Raw genomic sequence first — 16,367 nt, 5'->3', positions numbered from 1 at the left:
TCGCAAACCTGCAGAGGATTGGTGTAGGAACCTTAATTCTGCAGGTTTGCACCCCTCCTATCTGCTCCCTGCTTCAAAACGTCAACAGCCCCTAGCTTCTGGAATTTTATTAATGGAATGGCGCGAGCTGCTCCGGGGAATGCCATTTAACTCAAAATGGGTCTCGTCGAAGGCTTATCGACTCGTCTGAGGCGCAAGGCATGGTCGAATGGACACAACTGGCGGCTGCATCGGCGCGCAGGCTGGCACTTGTGGCCAGTAGCGCAAGCTGCTCCAGGCTAGGCAAGGTATGGGCTCCATGTCCAAGCGGAGCGGAAAATGAAGATGCTGAGCCTGGTTTGCCTTATGGCCGTCTGCCTGGCGGCGCAGGCGTCGGTTTTCAAATGCCGAGACGCGGCGGGCGGGATAGCTTACAGCCAACAGCCTTGTCCGCCGGGCAGCCGCAAGCTGGAAATGGCATCGCAGCCATTCAGCGTGGTGGAGCAAGATGAGCAAGCTAGGGCCGTGGCGCAGCGCTACCGGCGCGACTTGACGGACTGGCTGGGCAAGCAGGACAAGGCCAGGCAGAAAGCGGCCGCGGCGGCCGACAAGGAGAGGCGGGACAAGCGCAAGAAATGGCTGGCCGAGCGCGAGCATTGCCAGCGCCTGGACGACAAGCGGCGGGCGTTGGGCGGGAGGCTGCGGGAGGCGGCTTCGCGCAAGGAGGCGGACAGAGTGCAGGCCAGGCTTGCCAAGGCGGAGGATCAGATGCAGGATCGCGCATGCCATCTATATAAGGAGGACTGATGGGCGCTTACCGATATCAAATCGTCAATGTGTTCGCCGAGCAGCGCTTCGGCGGCAATCCCTTGGCGGTGTTTACCGACGCTGCCGGCTTGAGCGACGCCGACATGCAGCTGATCGCTCGGCAGTTCAACCTGTCTGAAACCGTTTTCCTGTTTCCCGGCGACGCCGAATGCGCCGCCAGCCTGCGTATTTTCACGCCCAGCTATGAGCTGCCGTTCGCCGGCCATCCCACGATAGGCGCGGCGTCCGCGCTGCACGGCATGGGAGAATGCGGCGATGCGTTTGCGCTGCGCACGCGCTCCGGTTTGATTCCGATTGCGCACGAGGCTGGCCTGTTCCGGCTGCGGGCGCTGCCGGCGACGGCGCGACCCGGCTGTTCCCGCGATGAGGCGGCTGCCATGCTGGGGCTGGACGCTGAAGATGTGCTGCATGCGCCGCAATGGGTCAACGCCGGCAGCGAGCAATTATTAATAGGCCTGGCCAGCCGCGAAGCGGTGCTGCGCGCGAGGCCCGATCACGCTTTGTTCTGCCGCCAAGCCACGCTGCGGCCTGGACGCAGCATTGCTTATATTTGGCATCAGGAAGATGGCATCGCCACCGTGCGGCTGTTCTTCGAGCAATTGGGCGCCATCATCGAAGACCCTGGCACCGGCAGCGCTTGCGCCAACCTGGGCGGCTGGTGCGTCTTGAATGGCGTGGGGCCCTTGTCCTGGCGAGTGGAGCAGGGCGCGGCGATAGCGCGGCCCAATGCGCTGTATCTGGACATAGACGCTGCCGGTGCCGTGAGCGTGGGCGGCCGCGTGATGGCGATGGGCGAGGGCGTGTTCCGGGCGTGAGGCCGGCTTGACGATGGGCGCGGCAATTGGCATCCTAGAGCCGCTACTCCAAACTGTTGTTTATAACAAGCGAACGAGGGAAAACATCATGATTCGAATCGCCAAAATCGCCGGTCTGGCGGCGGCGCTGGGCATGGCCAGCCAACTGGCGCTGGCGGGCGGCGCATCCGGCCTGTGGAAAACCATAGACGATGAAACTCACCAGGCCAAGGCGCTGGTGCAGATCAACGAGGGCGCAAACGGCGAGCTGACCGGCAAGGTGATCAAGCTGTACATGCACCCGGACGCCGTGTGCGACAAATGCGACGGCGCCAACAAGGGCAAGCCGGTCAACGGCATGCAAATCCTGTGGGGCCTGAAGAAGGACGGCGAAGAGTGGAGCGAGGGCCAGATCCTCGACCCGAAGTCCGGCAAGATCTATACCTCCAGCGCCAAGCTGATGGAAGACGGCAAGAAGCTGCGCGTGCGCGGCTATATCGGCCCGTTCTTCCGCTCCCAAGTGTGGGAGCGCCAGCAGTAAGTTAGCGGGCTTATGTCCGAACGACAAGGCGGAAGCCGGCGCGAGCCGCTTCCGCCTTTTTGCGTGTTGAAAACACGCCGCGAGCGTAGCGAGGCTCCCTTGCAGGGCAAGGGCGGGGATTGGGATTCGATGGTCAGGCAGCGGGCGCGCCCACTGATTGGGCGAGGCCCGGCTGGGCCGGGTCCTGCTGCATCGAATCCATGCCTGACCTGCTGCCTGAGTGGAAGCCGGCGCGAGCCGCTTCCGCCTTTCGCATTGTTGGGTACAATCGGCATCATGAACGCGCCTATCGATCTCGCCAACCAGCCGCCTGCGGCGCCGGCCGCGCTGGTCAAGAAACTGGAGAAGCTTGGCATACGCCGCCGCTTCGATCTGGTGCTGCATTTGCCGCTGCGCTACGAGGATGAGACCCATCTCTATCCCATCGCCGATGCGCCTTATGGCCAGCCTGTGCTGGTGGAGGGCACTGTCACCGCGCATGAGGTGGCTTACAAGCCGCGCAAGCAGCTCCGGGTGCAAATAGAGGATGGCAGCGGCACGCTGATGCTGCGCTTCATCCATTTCTATCCCAGCCAGCTCAAGCAATTCGCCGAAGGCAGCCGCATCCGCGCGCTGGGCGAAATCCGCCGCGGCTTCGCCGGCGACGAGATGGTCCATCCCAAGACCCGCGAGGTGCGCGAGGGCGCGCCGCTGGCGGAAAGCCTGACCCCGGTGTATCCGACGGTCAATGGTTTGACCCAGCCGGTGCTGCGCAAGCTGGTCCATGCCGAGTTGAAATCGCAGCGGCTGGATGAATTGCTGCCCGAGGCGCTGGTGTCGCCGTTGGCGCTGCAGCCGTTCGCCGACGCGATCCGCCTGCTGCATCAGCCGCCGCCGGAGTGGTCGGCGCAGCAATTGTCCGATCCGCAGCTGCCGGCCTGGCAGCGGTTGAAGTTCGACGAGCTGCTGGCGCAGCAGCTGTCCATGCGGCTGGCTTACCGCGCGCGCCGGCTGGGCCATGCGCCGCGCATCGTCGGCGACGGCAGCCTGACGAGCCGGCTGCTGGCCAGCCTGCCCTTTCAATTGACCGGCGCGCAGCGCAAGGTGCTGGACGAAATCCGCGCCGATATCCGCGAAACCCACCCCATGCACCGGCTGCTGCAGGGCGATGTCGGCAGCGGCAAGACCATCGTCGCCGCGCTGTCGGCGCTGGGCGCCATCGAGGCGGGCTACCAGGCGGCGCTGATGGCCCCGACGGAAATCCTGGCCGAACAGCATTATCTGAAGCTGGCCGGCTGGCTGGAACCGTTGGGAATCGGCGTGTCCTGGCTGTCCGGCAGCCTGAGGAAGAAAGCCAAGCAGCAGGCGCTGGACGAAATCGCGTCAGGCCAATGCCGGCTGGCGGTGGGCACCCACGCGCTGTTCCAGGACGACGTGGCTTTCCAGAAGCTGGGGCTGGCCATCGTCGACGAGCAGCACCGCTTCGGCGTCGGCCAGCGGCTGGCGCTGCAGGGCAAGGGCGAAGAGCCGCACCAGCTGATGATGTCGGCCACGCCGATTCCGCGCACGCTGGCGATGAGTTTCTACGCCGACCTGGACGTATCGGTGATAGACGAGCTGCCGCCGGGGCGCACGCCCATCGTCACCAAGCTGATAGCCAGTCCGCGCCGCGCCGAAGTGGTGCACTTCGTCGAAAAGACCTGCGCCGAGGGCAATCAAGTCTATTGGGTCTGTCCCTTGATCGAGGAGTCCGAGGCCTTGCAATTGCAGACGGCGGTGGATTGCCATCAGCAATTGGGGCAGGACTTGTCCCTGCGCCGCATAGGCCTGGTGCACGGCCGGATGAAGGCGGCGGAGAAGGCCGAGGTGATGGCGGCCTTCGCCGCCGGCCAGCTGGATGTATTGGTGGCGACCACGGTAATCGAAGTGGGGGTGGATGTGCCCAATGCCAGCCTGATGGTGATAGAGCACGCCGAGCGAATGGGCCTGGCGCAGTTGCACCAGCTGCGGGGTCGGGTAGGGCGGGGCAGCGCGCGCAGCGTGTGCGTGCTGCTGTTCGAGAACCCGCTGTCTGACCTGGCCAAGGCCAGGCTGAAAGTCATTTACGAGAATACCGACGGGTTTGAGATCGCGCGGCAGGACTTGCAGATACGCGGGCCGGGCGAGTTTCTGGGCGCGCGGCAGAGCGGTTTGCCCATGCTGCGCTTTGCCGATCTGGAGCAGGATCAAGCCTTGCTGGAGGCTGCGCGCGATCTGGCGCCTATCTTGCTGGAGCGTTGGCCGCAGGCGGCCGAGGCGCATCTGGAACGCTGGCTGGCGGGCAAAGAACAGTTCTTGAAGGCGTGAGGCGCCTTACTGCGCGGCGCTGGCGGCGGGCTGCTGAGGCCTGGGGCAGCGCGGGTCGTTCGGAAAGTTGGCGCAATCCGGCGGACAGCGCGGATCTAGGCTGTGCGAGTCGCATTTGAAAAGGGGCGACGGCGTGGCGTTCGCGGCCTGGCTGGCATTGACGTACAGGCATAGACAGCAGGCGGCGACGGCATGGATGGAAAGAAATGACATGATTCCGCTCCTTCTCAGGATTCCCAATCAACATAGCTGAGGCGAGGCCGCTTAGCCAGACGGACAAAAAAATCCGCCGCGACTGGGGGCGTCGCGGCGGCGAGGGAGGATTGCTGCAAACAAAAGAAACCATTGATGAAGCGGCTTCATATTAGCAATTAATGAATTATTGCTTCAACCGCAGACAACCTTCCCGTTGACTTGGATCAAGCATAAAAAAAGCCGCTCAGAGAGCGGCTTTTTGCTGAAGCGCCAAGCACCATCAGAGCCACTGCGCGGCCAGGTAGTACAGGCCGCCGGCCAGCAGCATGGCGGCGGGCATGGTGAACAGCCAGGCCAGGGCGATGGAGCGGATGGTGCCCATCTGCAGCCCGGCCTTGTCGGCGATCATGGTGCCGGCCACGCCGCTGGACAGCACGTGGGTGGTGGATACCGGGAAGCCGAACCAGCTGGCCAGGCCGATGGAGACGGCAGCGGTGGCTTGCGCCGCCACGCCCTGAGCATAGGTCATGTCTTTCTTGCCTATGCCTTCGCCCACGGTCTTCACTACGCGGCGCCAGCCTATCATGGTGCCGATGCCGATAGACAGCGCTACGGCCACGATCACCCAGGTAGGCGCGTATTCGGTGGTGGAGGTCAGGTCCTTGCGCAGATTGCTCAGCAGCTGCTTGTCGTCCGAGGACAGATTGGGCAGCTCGGCGGCCTTCTTGGCGGCATCGTCCAGGCAGAGCAGCTGGGTGCGGGCGTCCCAACGCTGCGAAGCGCTCAACTGATGGTAGTCGTTGCCTTCGCCCATCAATTTCAACAGTTGGTCTGCGGTGGCCACGGTTTGCTGCGGGTGGCACTCGTACTGGCTAGCGCTGTTGGACTTGACGATGATCTTGGACAGATCGGCCTCGTGGCGCTGGTAGAACTGCTGCAGATGCTGCGCGGCGTCGCGGGTGCGTTCCAGCTGGTACGGGGTGCTGTCCAGGTTCAGCACGAACTTGGCCGGCACGATGCCGATCAGCACCAGCATGACCAGGCCCACGCCTTTCTGGCCGTCGTTGGAGCCGTGGGCGAAGCTGACGCCCATGGCGGACACGATCAGCATGAAGCGAGTCCAGAACGGCGGATGCTTGCGGCCTTCCACCTGTTGGCGCAGATAAGGCGTCTTGTGCACATTGCTGTGCGGCCGGTAGCGCCGCAGCAGAATGACGATCAGGCCGGCCATGACCGCGCCCACGATGGGCGAGACCAGCAGCGAGGCGCCGACGTCCAGCGCCTTGCCCCAGTTGACGCCGTGCGACAGCGAGGTGTGGTTGATCAGGCTGTTGGCTACGCCCACGCCCAGGATGGCGCCGATCAGCGTGTGGCTGGACGAGGCCGGCAGGCCCAGATACCAGGTGCCGAGGTTCCACAGGATGGCGGCGGCGAGCAGGGCGAACACCATGGCCATGCCGCGGCTGGTGTTCACCGAGATCAACAGATCTACCGGCAGCAGGTGGACGATGGCGTAGGCCACGGCCAGGCCGCCGCTCATCACGCCGAGGAAGTTGCAGACGCCGGAATAGAAGACGGCGAGGCGAGGCTTCATCGACTGGGTGTAGATGACGGTGGCGACCGCGTTGGCGGTGTCGTGGAAACCGTTGATGAACTCAAAGGCGAGAACGAAGCCGAGAGAAAGCACCAATGTAATGACTACGTGGGTGTCGAGCCCGGAAAACAGGTCCAGCATGGCGAGTCGTAGGTTATCGATAAAGGCGGGATTGTTGGGGGCGGAGGAGGTGCAGTCAAGTCTTAATAAAAAAATTATAAACCGTGTGGTTTTGCCGGCTAAAACCGCAGAATCCGCTTGACAGAGCGGGCTTGCCGCAAGGGTAAGCCCTTGATTTTTTGTCATGTCGACATCATCTTGTCCGACAAGAACAACGGCCCCGCGCAGGGCGGGGCCGATTGTCGGACAAGAGGCGGATCAGCCGAATTTGCCGGTGATGTAGTCTTCGGTCGCTTTGACTTTGGGCGCAGTGAAGATGTCGTCGGTGTTGCCGAACTCGATCAACTCGCCCAGGTACATGTAGGCGGTGAAGTCGGACACGCGCGCCGCTTGCTGCATATTGTGCGTCACGATGGCGATGGTGTAGTCCTCCTTCAGCTCATGGATCAGTTCTTCGATGTGAGCGGTGGAGATCGGGTCCAGCGCCGAGGTCGGTTCGTCCAGCAGCAGCACTTCCGGCTTGGAGGCCACGGCGCGGGCGATGCACAGGCGCTGTTGCTGGCCGCCGGACAGCGAGTGGCCGGACTGCTTGAGCTTGTCCTTGACTTCGTCCCACAGCGCGGCCTTGCGCAGCGCCCACTCCACGCGGTCTTCCATCTCGCCCTTGGACAATTTCTCATACAGCTTCACGCCGAAGGTGATGTTGTCGTAGATGGACATCGGGAACGGCGTCGGCTTCTGGAACACCATGCCCACTTTGGCGCGCAGCAGGTTGACGTCGATGTCGCGGCCTAGGACGTTTTGGCCGTCCAGCAAGATTTCGCCCTCGGCGCGCAGGCCGGGATAGAGCTCGTACATGCGGTTGAAGGTGCGCAGCAAGGTGGACTTGCCGCAGCCGGACGGGCCGATGAAGGCCGTGACCTTGCGCGGCGCGATTTCCAGCTGAATGTTCTTCAGCGCGTGGAAATTGCCGTAAAAGAAGTTAAGGTTGCGAACCTTAAGCTTGGTGCTGGGGCTGGTCATGGTTGTCATGCCTTAATGCGATTGATTCTTTTGGCCGCCCATCCAGCGGGCGACGATGTTCAGGGTCAGTACGCTGAAGGTGATCAGCAGCGAGCCGGCCCAGGCCAGCTTGTGCCAGTCCTCGTACGGGCTCATCGCGAACTGGAAGATCACGATGGGCAGGTTGGCCATGGGCTGGTTCATATTGCTGTTGAAGAACTGATTATTCAGCGCGGTGAACAGCAGCGGCGCGGTTTCGCCGGAGATGCGCGCCACCGCCAGCAGGATGCCGGTCAGCACGCCGGCCTTGGCCGAGCGCAGCGTCACGTACAGCGTCACCTTCCACTGCGGCGCGCCCAAGGCGGCGGCGGCTTCGCGCAGGCTGTTGGGCACCAGGCGCAGCATGTTCTCGGTGGTGCGCACCACTACCGGAATCACCAGGATGGCCAGCGCGAAGGAGCCGGCCCAGCCGGAGAAGTGTCCCACCGATACGACGTAGACTTCATAGATGAACAGGCCGATCACGATGGACGGCGCCGACAGCAGGATGTCGTTGATGAAGCGGGTCGCCGGCGCTAGCCAGCCGCGCTGGCCGAATTCGGCCAGGTAAATGCCGGCCAGAATGCCTATGGGCGTGCCGAACAGCGTGCCGAAGCCGGTCATCAGCAGGCTGCCGTAAATGGCGTTGGCCAGACCTCCGGTGCTGCCCGGAGGCGGCGTGCTGACGGTGAATACCTGCCAGTTGATGCCGGACAGGCCGTGCTGCAGCAAGGTGATCAGGATCCAGAACAGCCAGAACAGGCCGAAGGCCATGGTCAGCATGGAGGCGGTCATGGTCAGCTTGTTGACCAGGCGGCGCTTGCGATAGAGCACGCTGTCCTGTTTCAGGCTGGCGCCGGAGAACTGGGCGACGTCGTTCATGGAGGCTTGGCTCATGGTTTTGCTTGCTTGGTTCATGATCAGGACGGCTTGCCTTCCTGCTTCTTCAGGCGCAGCAACAGCAGCTTGGAGCAGGACAATACCACGAAGGTGATGAAGAACAGGATCAGGCCCAGCTCGATCAGCGAGCCGATATACAGGTCGCCGTTGGCCTCGGCGAATTCATTGGCCAGCGAGGAGGCGATGGAGTTGCCCGGCTCGAACAAGCTGGTGGTGAAGCGGCTGGAGTTGCCGATGACGAAGGTCACCGCCATGGTCTCGCCCAGCGCGCGGCCCAGGCCCAGCATGATGCCGCCGACCACGCCGGTCTTGGTGTAGGGCAGCACCACATAGCGGACCACCTCCCAGGTGGTAGAGCCCAGGCCGTAGGCGGATTCCTTCAGCATGGTGGGGACCACTTCGAATACATCTCGCATGACCGAGGCGATGAAGGGAATCACCATGATGGCCAGGATCAGGCCGGCGGTGAACAGGCCTATGCCCATGGGCGCGCCCTGGAACAGGAAGCCGATCAGCGGGAAGTCTCCCAGATGCTCGATGACCCATGGCTGGATGTGGTCGGCGAAGAAGGGCGCGAACACGAACAGGCCCCACATGCCGTAAATGATGGACGGAATGCCGGCCAAGAGTTCGATGGCGATGCCCAGCGGCCGCTTCAGCCAGGTGGGGCAGAGCTCGGTCAGGAACAGCGCGATGCCGAAGCTGACCGGCACGCCGATCAGCAGGGCAAGGAAAGATGTCACCAAGGTGCCGAAGATGGGCACGACCGCGCCGAAGCGGTTCTGTACCGGGTCCCACTCGGAGCTGGTCAGAAAGCCCAGGCCAAAATGCTGGATGGTCGGCAGCGCGCCGACCAGCAGCGAAATGAGAATGCCCACCAGCAGCGCCAGCACCAGGAAGGCGAAGCTGCGAGTGGTCACGCGGAAGATTTTGTCCAGCAGCAGCTGGTAACTCAGCAGCTGCTGTTGTTGATTCAATTTTTGCATGTGTCGTTGTCTTGGTGGTTCAGACACAAGGCCGGAGAGAGCGGGCTCCCTCCGGCCTGGATGCGACTATCGGGCGTCGCGCGGCTTAATTCCAGACGGTCTTGCCGCTATTATCGGTGATTTGCTTCCAGCTGGTGCGGATGATGCCCTTGACGGTGTCGGGCATCGGAATGTAATCCAGTTCCTGAGCGGTTTTATCGCCGTTCTTGTAGGCCCAGTCGAAGTACTTCAGCACTTCGCTGGCCTGGGCCGGCTTGTCCTGCTTCTTATGCATCAGGATGAAGGTGGCGCCGGCGATCGGCCAGCTGGCCTTGCCAGGTTGGTTGGTCAGCAGCAGGTAGAAGCCCGGCGCCTTCTTCCAGTCGGCGTTGGCCGCGGCTGCCTTGAACGAAGCTTCATCCGGCTTCACGAAGGCGCCGGCCTGGTTTTCCAGCAGGCCATAGGCCAGCTTGTTCTGCTTGGCGTAGGCGTATTCCACATAGCCGATGGCGCCCTTGATGCGCGATACGTAGTTGGCTACGCCTTCATTGCCCTTGCCGCCCACCGAGCTGCCTTTCCAGCTGACGGAGGTGTTGGAGCCGACATCCTTGGCCCATTCCGGCGAAACCTTGGACAGGTAGTTGGTGAAGATGAAGGTGGTGCCGGAGCCGTCGGAGCGGCGCACCACGGAGATGCGCTGGTCAGGCAGCTTGACGGCCGGGTTCAGCTTGGCGATGGCCGCGTCATTCCACTTGCTGACCTTGCCCATGTAGATGTCGGCCAGCAGCGGGCCGGTGAATTTGATCTGGCCGGCGGCGATGCCCGGAATATTGTAAACCGGCACCACGCCGCCCATCACGGTCGGGAATTGGGTCAGGCCGGCTTTTTCCAGCTCTTCCGGCTTCAGCGGCATGTCGGAAGCGCCGAAGTCCACGGTCTTGGACTGGATCTGCTTGATGCCGCCGCCGGAGCCGATGGACTGGTAGTTCATGTTGTTGCCGGAGACGCCCTTGTAATTGGCGGCCCACTTGGCGTACAGCGGGTAGGGGAAGGTGGCGCCGGCGCCGGTGATGTCGGCGGCGTATACCGAACCTGCGATCAACACGGAACCAAGAGCCGCTGCCAAGCGTACGGACTGTTTCATGCTTAACTCCCGAAATGTAATGGGCTACTGTTGTGATGGCCGCCATCGTATAGCTGAAATTTTTCAGAAATATTACAAGTCGTGAATGCTTGATCCAGCACCATTGGATGGGAGGGCGCGCTGGGCTATAATCCGCGCCATCTTCTTCTGAATAATGATGTGGAGAGCGGCATGACGGGCAAGCTGGTGATCGGTAACTGGAAGATGAACACCCGCGCGGACAGCGCGCGCAAGCTGGCCGCGGCCCTGCTGGCCGATGCAGAGACCAATCGCGACGGCGTGGGCATCGCCGCTCCGGCGGTTTATCTGGCGGCCTTGGGCGAGCAGCTGCAAGGCAGCAGCATCGCCTTGTCGTCGCAGGATGTCAGTCGCTATGCCGAGGACGGCGCGTTTACCGGGGAGGCGAGCGCCGCCATGCTGGCCGACGTAGGCTGCCGCTACGCGCTGGTGGGGCATTCCGAGCGCCGCCAGTATTTCGGCGAGGACAATGCCGCGTTGCTGCAGAAAATGCGCAATGCCGCCGCCGCCGGGTTGATCCCGGTGCTGTGCGTAGGCGAAACGCTGGCTCAACGCGAGGCGGGCAGCTATAAGGAAGTGGTCGCGGCGCAACTGGCGGTGCTGGCGGAACTGGACGCGGCCGACTGCGTGATCGCCTACGAGCCAGTGTGGGCCATAGGCACCGGGAAGGTGGCGACGATAGAGCAAATCGCGGAAATCCATGCATTCATCAAAAACTGGTGCTTGCAAAACGCCGCGGGCTCCGATAAGATTCGCGTCCTCTACGGCGGCAGCGTCAAAGCAGAGAACGCCGAGGCGATCCTGGCGACGAAAAACGTCGATGGAGCGCTGGTCGGAGGGGCCTCGCTGGACGCCGATTCATTCCGAGTGATTTGCCAAGCCGCAGGAAAATTGATATAGTATGGAACTTCTCAAGACCCTTATTTGGATTGTTAACCTGCTGTCCGCAGCGAGTATCATCGTCCTTGTTCTGATGCAGCATGGCAAGGGCGCCGATATGGGCGCAGCTTTTGGTAGCGGCTCGTCCGGCAGTCTGTTTGGGGCGTCTGGTTCCGCGAATTTCCTGAGTAGGACCACCGCGGTCGCCGCGGTCGTGTTCTTCTCTACTGCCATGGGTCTCGTGTACCTTTCCGGGGGCGGAAAGCACGACCTGGGCGTGATGGGTGGAAAGATTGAACAGGCTGCGCCGCAAATCCCGGCAGGCGCGCCTAATAAAAATGCTTCTGGACCTGCTTCCAAGATCCCGGAGTAACAATTTAAAAAGCTTTTCTGTGCCGACATGGTGAAATTGGTAGACACGCTATCTTGAGGGGGTAGTGGCGAAAGCTGTGTGAGTTCGAGTCTCACTGTCGGCACCACCATTCAAAAACAGGCCACCGGGACTCCGGTGGCCTGTTTTATTTTGGAGCCAAGAGGGGGCGACCCCTCTTTTTTTGGGGGTGTACGGGAAATGCTGCAAAACTACTTTCCCATTCTGATGTTTGTCATCGTCGGACTTCTGGTCGGCGTGGGCCCTATTCTCTTGGGCAAACTGCTGGCACCAAACCGTCCCGACGCTGAGAAACTTTCTCCATACGAATGCGGCTTCGAGGCCTTCGAAGATGCCCGCATGAAGTTTGACGTCCGCTACTACCTGATCGCCATTCTCTTCATCCTGTTCGACCTGGAAATCGCCTTCCTGTTTCCGTGGGCCGTGGTGCTGAAGGATCTGGGCGTATATGGCCTTGGCGTGATGGTCGAGTTTCTGGCCGTGCTGACGCTCGGCTTCGTCTACATGTGGAAGAAGGGAGCTCTGGAATGGGAGTAGAAGGGATTCTGGAGAAAGGCTTCGTCACGACGACGGCCGATAAGCTTATCAACTACACCCGCACCGGTTCGCTGTGGCCGATGACCTTCGGTCTCGCCTGCTGCGCGGTGGAAATGATGCATGCCGGCGCGGCCCGCTATGACTTGGACCGTTTCGGCATCGTCTTCCGTCCCAGCCCGCGCCAGTCGGACCTGATGATCGTCGCCGGCACGCTGTGCAACAAGATGGCGCCGGCCCTGCGCAAGGTATACGACCAGATGGCCGAGCCGCGCTGGGTGATCTCGATGGGGTCCTGTGCCAATGGCGGCGGGTACTACCATTACTCCTATTCCGTTGTTCGCGGCTGCGATCGCATCGTGCCGGTCGATGTCTATGTGCCGGGCTGTCCTCCGACCGCCGAGGCGCTGCTGTATGGCATCATCCAGCTGCAGAACAAGATCAAACGTACCAACACCATCGCCCGCTAAGGTAGAAACTTATGGCCTCCAAAAAAATGGAAGCGTTGGGTTCGGTCGTTGCGGCGGCGCTGGGCGACAAGCTCGTGCGCAGCACGCTGGCCCTGGATGAGCTGACCATCGTCTGCAAGGCGTCCGATCTGCTGTCCGTCGCGCAAACGCTGCGCGACCACGCCGAACTCGCCTTCGAACAGTGCATCGACGTCTGCGGCATGGACTACAGCGCCTACCGCGACGAGCCGTGGGATGGCCCGCGCTTCGCCGCCGTGTACCACCTGCTGTCGGTCAAGCTGAACCACCGCATCCGCCTGCGCGTCTTCGCCGAAGACGACGCCTTCCCGGTCATCCCCTCGGTCAACGACATCTGGAATGCCGTCAACTGGTTCGAGCGCGAAGCGTTCGACCTGTACGGCATCGTGTTCGAAGGCCATCCCGACCTGCGCCGCCTGCTGACCGACTACGGTTTCGTCGGCCATCCATTCCGCAAGGACTTCCCGCTGTCCGGCCACGTGGAAATGCGCTATGACCCGACTCAGCAGCGCGTGATCTATCAGCCGGTGACCATCGAACCGCGCGAGATCACCCCGCGCATCATCCGCGAGGAGAGCTACGGTGGCTGAGATCCGCAACTACACCCTGAACTTCGGCCCGCAACACCCGGCCGCGCACGGCGTGCTGCGCCTGGTGCTGGAACTGGACGGCGAAGTCGTTCAGCGCGCCGACCCGCACATCGGCCTGCTGCACCGCGGCACCGAGAAGCTGGCTGAAAGCAAGACCTTCATCCAGTCGCTGCCGTACATGGACCGCCTCGACTACGTGTCCATGATGTGCAACGAGCACGCCTACTGCCTGGCCATCGAAAAGCTGATGGGCATCGAGGTGCCGGAACGCGCGCAATACATCCGCGTGATGTTCGCCGAAGTCACCCGCGTGCTGAACCACCTGCTGTGGATCGGCGCCCACGCGCTGGACATCGGCGCGATGACCATGTTCCTGTACGCTTTCCGCGAGCGCGAGGACTTGATGGACTGCTACGAGGCAGTGTCCGGCGCGCGGATGCACGCGGCTTATTTCCGTCCGGGCGGCGTCTACCGCGACCTGCCGGACAGCATGCCGCAGTACACCGTGTCCAAGATCAAGAACGCCAAGGAGCTGGCGCGCCTGAACGAAGGCCGCAAGGGCTCGATGCTGGACTTCATCAGCGACTTCACGGATCGTTTCCCGGGCTACATCGACGAATACGAAACCCTGCTGACCGATAACCGCATCTGGAAGCAGCGTACCGTGGGCATCGGCGTAGTGACGGCCGAGCGCGCGCTGAACCTGGGCATGACCGGCCCGATGCTGCGCGGTTCCGGCATCGCCTGGGACTTGCGCAAGACCCAGCCGTACGACGTGTACGACAAGATGGACTTCGACGTGCCGGTGGGCGTGGGCGGCGACTGCTACGACCGCTACCTGGTGCGCGTGGAAGAGATGCGCCAGTCCAACCGCATCATCCAGCAGTGCGTAGCCTGGCTGCGCGCCAATCCTGGTCCGGTGATCACCGACAATCATAAGGTGGCGCCGCCTTCGCGCGAAGGCATGAAGTCCAATATGGAAGACCTGATCCACCACTTCAAGCTGTTCACCGAAGGCATGCACGTGCCGGAAGGCGAGGCTTACGCGGCGGTGGAACACCCGAAGGGCGAATTCGGCATCTATCTGGTGTCCGACGGCGCCAACAAACCGTACCGCCTCAAGATCCGCGCCCCGGGCTACGCCCACTTGGCCGCGCTGGACGAGATGGCCAAGGGCCACATGATCGCCGACGTCGTCGCGATCATCGGTACGCAGGATATCGTGTTTGGGGAGATTGACCGCTGATGCTGTCCGCACAATCGCTAGCCTTGATCGACCGCGAGGTCGCCAAATATCCGGCCGACCAGAAGCGCTCCGCAGTGATGGGCGCTCTGCGCATCGCGCAGGACGAGCGGCGCGCCACTGGTGAAACCCCGGAAGCGCGCTGCCTGAACCCGGAACTGATCGAGTTCGTGGCCAACTACCTGGGCATCGCTCCGGTGGCCGCTTACGAAGTCGCCACGTTCTACAACATGTACGACATGAAGCCGGTGGGCAAGTTCAAGATCACCGTCTGCACCAATCTGCCCTGTGCGCTGTCCGGCGGCGTCAATGCCGCGGAATACATCTCGAAGAAACTGGGCATCGCCATCGGCGAAACCAGCGCCGACGGCATGTACACCCTGCTGGAAGGCGAATGCATGGGCGCCTGCGGCGACGCGCCGGTCTTGCTGGTGAACAACCACAAGATGTGCAGTTTCATGACGCCCGAAGCAATCGATAAAAAACTGGCGGAGTTGAAATAATGGCTGTCTTCGCTAATGGCGTGATTTTCGACGGCGTCGACACCGCGCAGCCCGACTGCTGGCGTCTGGACGCCTACGTGGCCCGCGGCGGCTACCAGGCGCTGCGCCGCATCCTCGACTCCAAGATGACGCAAGAGGACGTGATCGCGGAAGTGAAGAACTCCGGCCTGCGCGGCCGCGGCGGCGCGGGCTTCCCCACCGGCCTGAAATGGAGCTTCATGCCGCGCTCGTTCCCGGGCGACAAGTACGTCGTCTGCAATACGGACGAGGGCGAGCCGGGCACCTTCAAGGACCGCGACATCATCCGCTACAACCCGCACTCGCTGATCGAGGGCATGATCATCGCCGGTTACGCGATGGGCACCAAGGCGGGCTACAACTACATCCACGGCGAAATCTTCGAAGACTACCAGTTGTTCGAAGAAGCGCTGGACGAAGCGCGCAAGGCGGGTTTCCTGGGCCAGAACATCCTGGGCTCCGGCTTCAACTTCGACCTGTTCGCCCACCATGGCTACGGCGCCTACATCTGCGGCGAAGAAACCGCGCTGCTGGAGTCGCTGGAAGGCAAGAAGGGCCAGCCGCGCTTCAAGCCGCCGTTCCCGGCCAGCTTCGGCCTGTACGGCAAGCCGACCACGATCAACAACACCGAATCGTTCGCCTCGGTGCCGTTCATCATTCGCGACGGCGCGCAAACCTTCCTCGAGAAGGGCAAGCCGAACAATGGCGGCACCAAGCTGTTCTCGATTTCCGGCCACGTCAACCGTCCGGGCAACTACGAGATCGCGCTGGGCACCCCGTTCAGCGAGCTGCTGGAAATGGCCGGCGGCATGCGCGACGGCAAGAAGCTGAAGGCGGTGATTCCGGGTGGTTCCTCCGCGCCGGTGCTGCCGGCCGATATCATGATGCAATGCACCATGGACTACGATAGCATCGCCAAGGCTGGCTCCATGCTGGGTTCGGGCGCCGTGATCGTGATGAACGAGGACGTGTGCATGGTCAAGGCGCTGGAGCGTCTGGCCTATTTCTACCACGAAGAATCCTGCGGCCAGTGCACGCCGTGCCGCGAAGGCACCGGCTGGCTCTACCGCGTCATCCATCGCATCGCCAACGGCCAGGGCCGCAAGGGCGATCTGGAGCTTCTGGATTCCGTGGGCAACAATATGGCCGGCCGCACCATCTGCGCGCTGGCCGACGCCGCGGTGTTCCCGGTTCGCAGTTTCACCAAGCATTTCCGCAACGAGTTCGAACACGCGATCGAACACGGAAAGACCTTGGTGGATCACAAATGGTGTTGA

Annotated in this window: 18 protein-coding genes and 1 tRNA gene; 13 read left to right on the top strand and 6 right to left on the bottom strand. The window is 62.3% G+C overall.

Features of this window, described 5'->3' with window-relative positions; translation table 11 throughout:
- Window positions 1-318: 318 nt before the first annotated feature.
- From C2I19_RS10290 to recG, 4 genes are all read left to right on the top strand, one after another.
- Entirely contained in the window at window positions 319-786 is a 468-nt protein-coding gene (locus tag C2I19_RS10290; RefSeq protein WP_103902601.1) for a DUF4124 domain-containing protein, read from the top strand.
- The gene (locus C2I19_RS10285) at window positions 786-1,622 is read left to right on the top strand and encodes a PhzF family phenazine biosynthesis protein (RefSeq protein ID WP_103902600.1); all 837 of its coding nucleotides are present in this window, start codon (window positions 786-788) and stop codon (window positions 1,620-1,622) included. The genes C2I19_RS10290 and C2I19_RS10285 overlap by 1 nt, the downstream gene beginning before the upstream one ends.
- Before the next feature lie 88 nt (window positions 1,623-1,710).
- A complete protein-coding gene (locus C2I19_RS10280; protein WP_103902599.1) occupies window positions 1,711-2,142 on the top strand; it encodes a DUF2147 domain-containing protein in 432 nt (143 codons plus the stop codon).
- A gap of 276 nt (window positions 2,143-2,418) precedes the next feature.
- Window positions 2,419-4,467 (top strand): ATP-dependent DNA helicase RecG, encoded by a 2,049-nt coding sequence (recG, locus tag C2I19_RS10275; protein ID WP_103902598.1) that lies wholly within the window; start codon window positions 2,419-2,421, stop codon window positions 4,465-4,467.
- A gap of 6 nt (window positions 4,468-4,473) precedes the next feature.
- On the opposite strand, the gene C2I19_RS10270 is transcribed toward recG, so the two are convergent.
- From C2I19_RS10270 to pstS, 6 genes are all read right to left on the bottom strand, one after another.
- Entirely contained in the window at window positions 4,474-4,680 is a 207-nt protein-coding gene (locus C2I19_RS10270; protein ID WP_103902597.1) for a hypothetical protein, read from the bottom strand.
- A gap of 262 nt (window positions 4,681-4,942) precedes the next feature.
- On the bottom strand, window positions 4,943-6,397 hold the full coding sequence (locus tag C2I19_RS10265; protein ID WP_103902596.1) for an inorganic phosphate transporter: 1,455 nt from the start codon (window positions 6,395-6,397) through the stop codon (window positions 4,943-4,945).
- A 237-nt stretch (window positions 6,398-6,634) separates the two neighbouring features.
- Window positions 6,635-7,408 (bottom strand): phosphate ABC transporter ATP-binding protein PstB, encoded by a 774-nt coding sequence (pstB, locus tag C2I19_RS10260; RefSeq protein WP_199181132.1) that lies wholly within the window; start codon window positions 7,406-7,408, stop codon window positions 6,635-6,637.
- Between the two features lie 3 nt (window positions 7,409-7,411).
- On the bottom strand, window positions 7,412-8,299 hold the full coding sequence (pstA, locus tag C2I19_RS10255; protein ID WP_103902609.1) for a phosphate ABC transporter permease PstA: 888 nt from the start codon (window positions 8,297-8,299) through the stop codon (window positions 7,412-7,414).
- Between the two features lie 38 nt (window positions 8,300-8,337).
- Window positions 8,338-9,303, bottom strand: coding sequence for a phosphate ABC transporter permease subunit PstC (gene pstC, locus C2I19_RS10250; RefSeq protein ID WP_103902594.1), 966 nt, complete (start codon window positions 9,301-9,303; stop codon window positions 8,338-8,340).
- Window positions 9,304-9,388: 85 nt separating this feature from the next.
- Window positions 9,389-10,426 (bottom strand): phosphate ABC transporter substrate-binding protein PstS, encoded by a 1,038-nt coding sequence (gene pstS, locus C2I19_RS10245; protein WP_103902593.1) that lies wholly within the window; start codon window positions 10,424-10,426, stop codon window positions 9,389-9,391.
- Between the two features lie 171 nt (window positions 10,427-10,597).
- On the opposite strand from pstS, the gene tpiA reads away from it, so the two are divergent.
- The 9 genes from tpiA (at window position 10,598) to nuoF (ending at window position 16,367) form a co-directional block, all read left to right on the top strand.
- Complete coding sequence (gene tpiA, locus C2I19_RS10240; RefSeq protein WP_103902592.1) at window positions 10,598-11,344, top strand: triose-phosphate isomerase; 747 nt, start codon at window positions 10,598-10,600, stop codon at window positions 11,342-11,344.
- A gap of 1 nt (window position 11,345) precedes the next feature.
- Window positions 11,346-11,696, top strand: coding sequence for a preprotein translocase subunit SecG (secG, locus tag C2I19_RS10235; RefSeq protein ID WP_103902591.1), 351 nt, complete (start codon window positions 11,346-11,348; stop codon window positions 11,694-11,696).
- 21 nt (window positions 11,697-11,717) lie between these two features.
- Window positions 11,718-11,802, top strand: a tRNA-Leu gene (locus C2I19_RS10230).
- 92 nt (window positions 11,803-11,894) lie between these two features.
- Window positions 11,895-12,251, top strand: a complete 357-nt coding sequence (locus C2I19_RS10225; RefSeq protein ID WP_103902590.1) for an NADH-quinone oxidoreductase subunit A — start codon at window positions 11,895-11,897, stop codon at window positions 12,249-12,251.
- A complete protein-coding gene (locus C2I19_RS10220; protein ID WP_019103471.1) occupies window positions 12,242-12,718 on the top strand; it encodes a NuoB/complex I 20 kDa subunit family protein in 477 nt (158 codons plus the stop codon). The genes C2I19_RS10225 and C2I19_RS10220 overlap by 10 nt, the downstream gene beginning before the upstream one ends.
- An 11-nt stretch (window positions 12,719-12,729) precedes the next feature.
- Window positions 12,730-13,326, top strand: coding sequence for an NADH-quinone oxidoreductase subunit C (locus tag C2I19_RS10215; RefSeq protein WP_103902589.1), 597 nt, complete (start codon window positions 12,730-12,732; stop codon window positions 13,324-13,326).
- On the top strand, window positions 13,319-14,572 hold the full coding sequence (locus C2I19_RS10210; protein ID WP_103902588.1) for an NADH-quinone oxidoreductase subunit D: 1,254 nt from the start codon (window positions 13,319-13,321) through the stop codon (window positions 14,570-14,572). Before C2I19_RS10215 ends, C2I19_RS10210 begins: the two co-directional genes overlap by 8 nt.
- Window positions 14,572-15,072: an NADH-quinone oxidoreductase subunit NuoE gene (gene nuoE, locus C2I19_RS10205; protein ID WP_103902587.1), complete on the top strand. Its 501-nt coding sequence runs from the start codon at window positions 14,572-14,574 to the stop codon at window positions 15,070-15,072. The genes C2I19_RS10210 and nuoE overlap by 1 nt, the downstream gene beginning before the upstream one ends.
- Window positions 15,072-16,367 carry an NADH-quinone oxidoreductase subunit NuoF gene (gene nuoF, locus C2I19_RS10200; protein ID WP_103902586.1) on the top strand — a complete coding sequence of 432 codons (1,296 nt, stop codon included), beginning with the start codon at window positions 15,072-15,074 and terminating at the stop codon, window positions 16,365-16,367. Before nuoE ends, nuoF begins: the two co-directional genes overlap by 1 nt.

This window comes from Chromobacterium alticapitis (assembly GCF_002924365.1).
In the GTDB taxonomy this organism is placed as follows: domain Bacteria; phylum Pseudomonadota; class Gammaproteobacteria; order Burkholderiales; family Chromobacteriaceae; genus Chromobacterium; species Chromobacterium alticapitis.
This window is presented reverse-complemented; position numbering and strand designations above follow the sequence as displayed.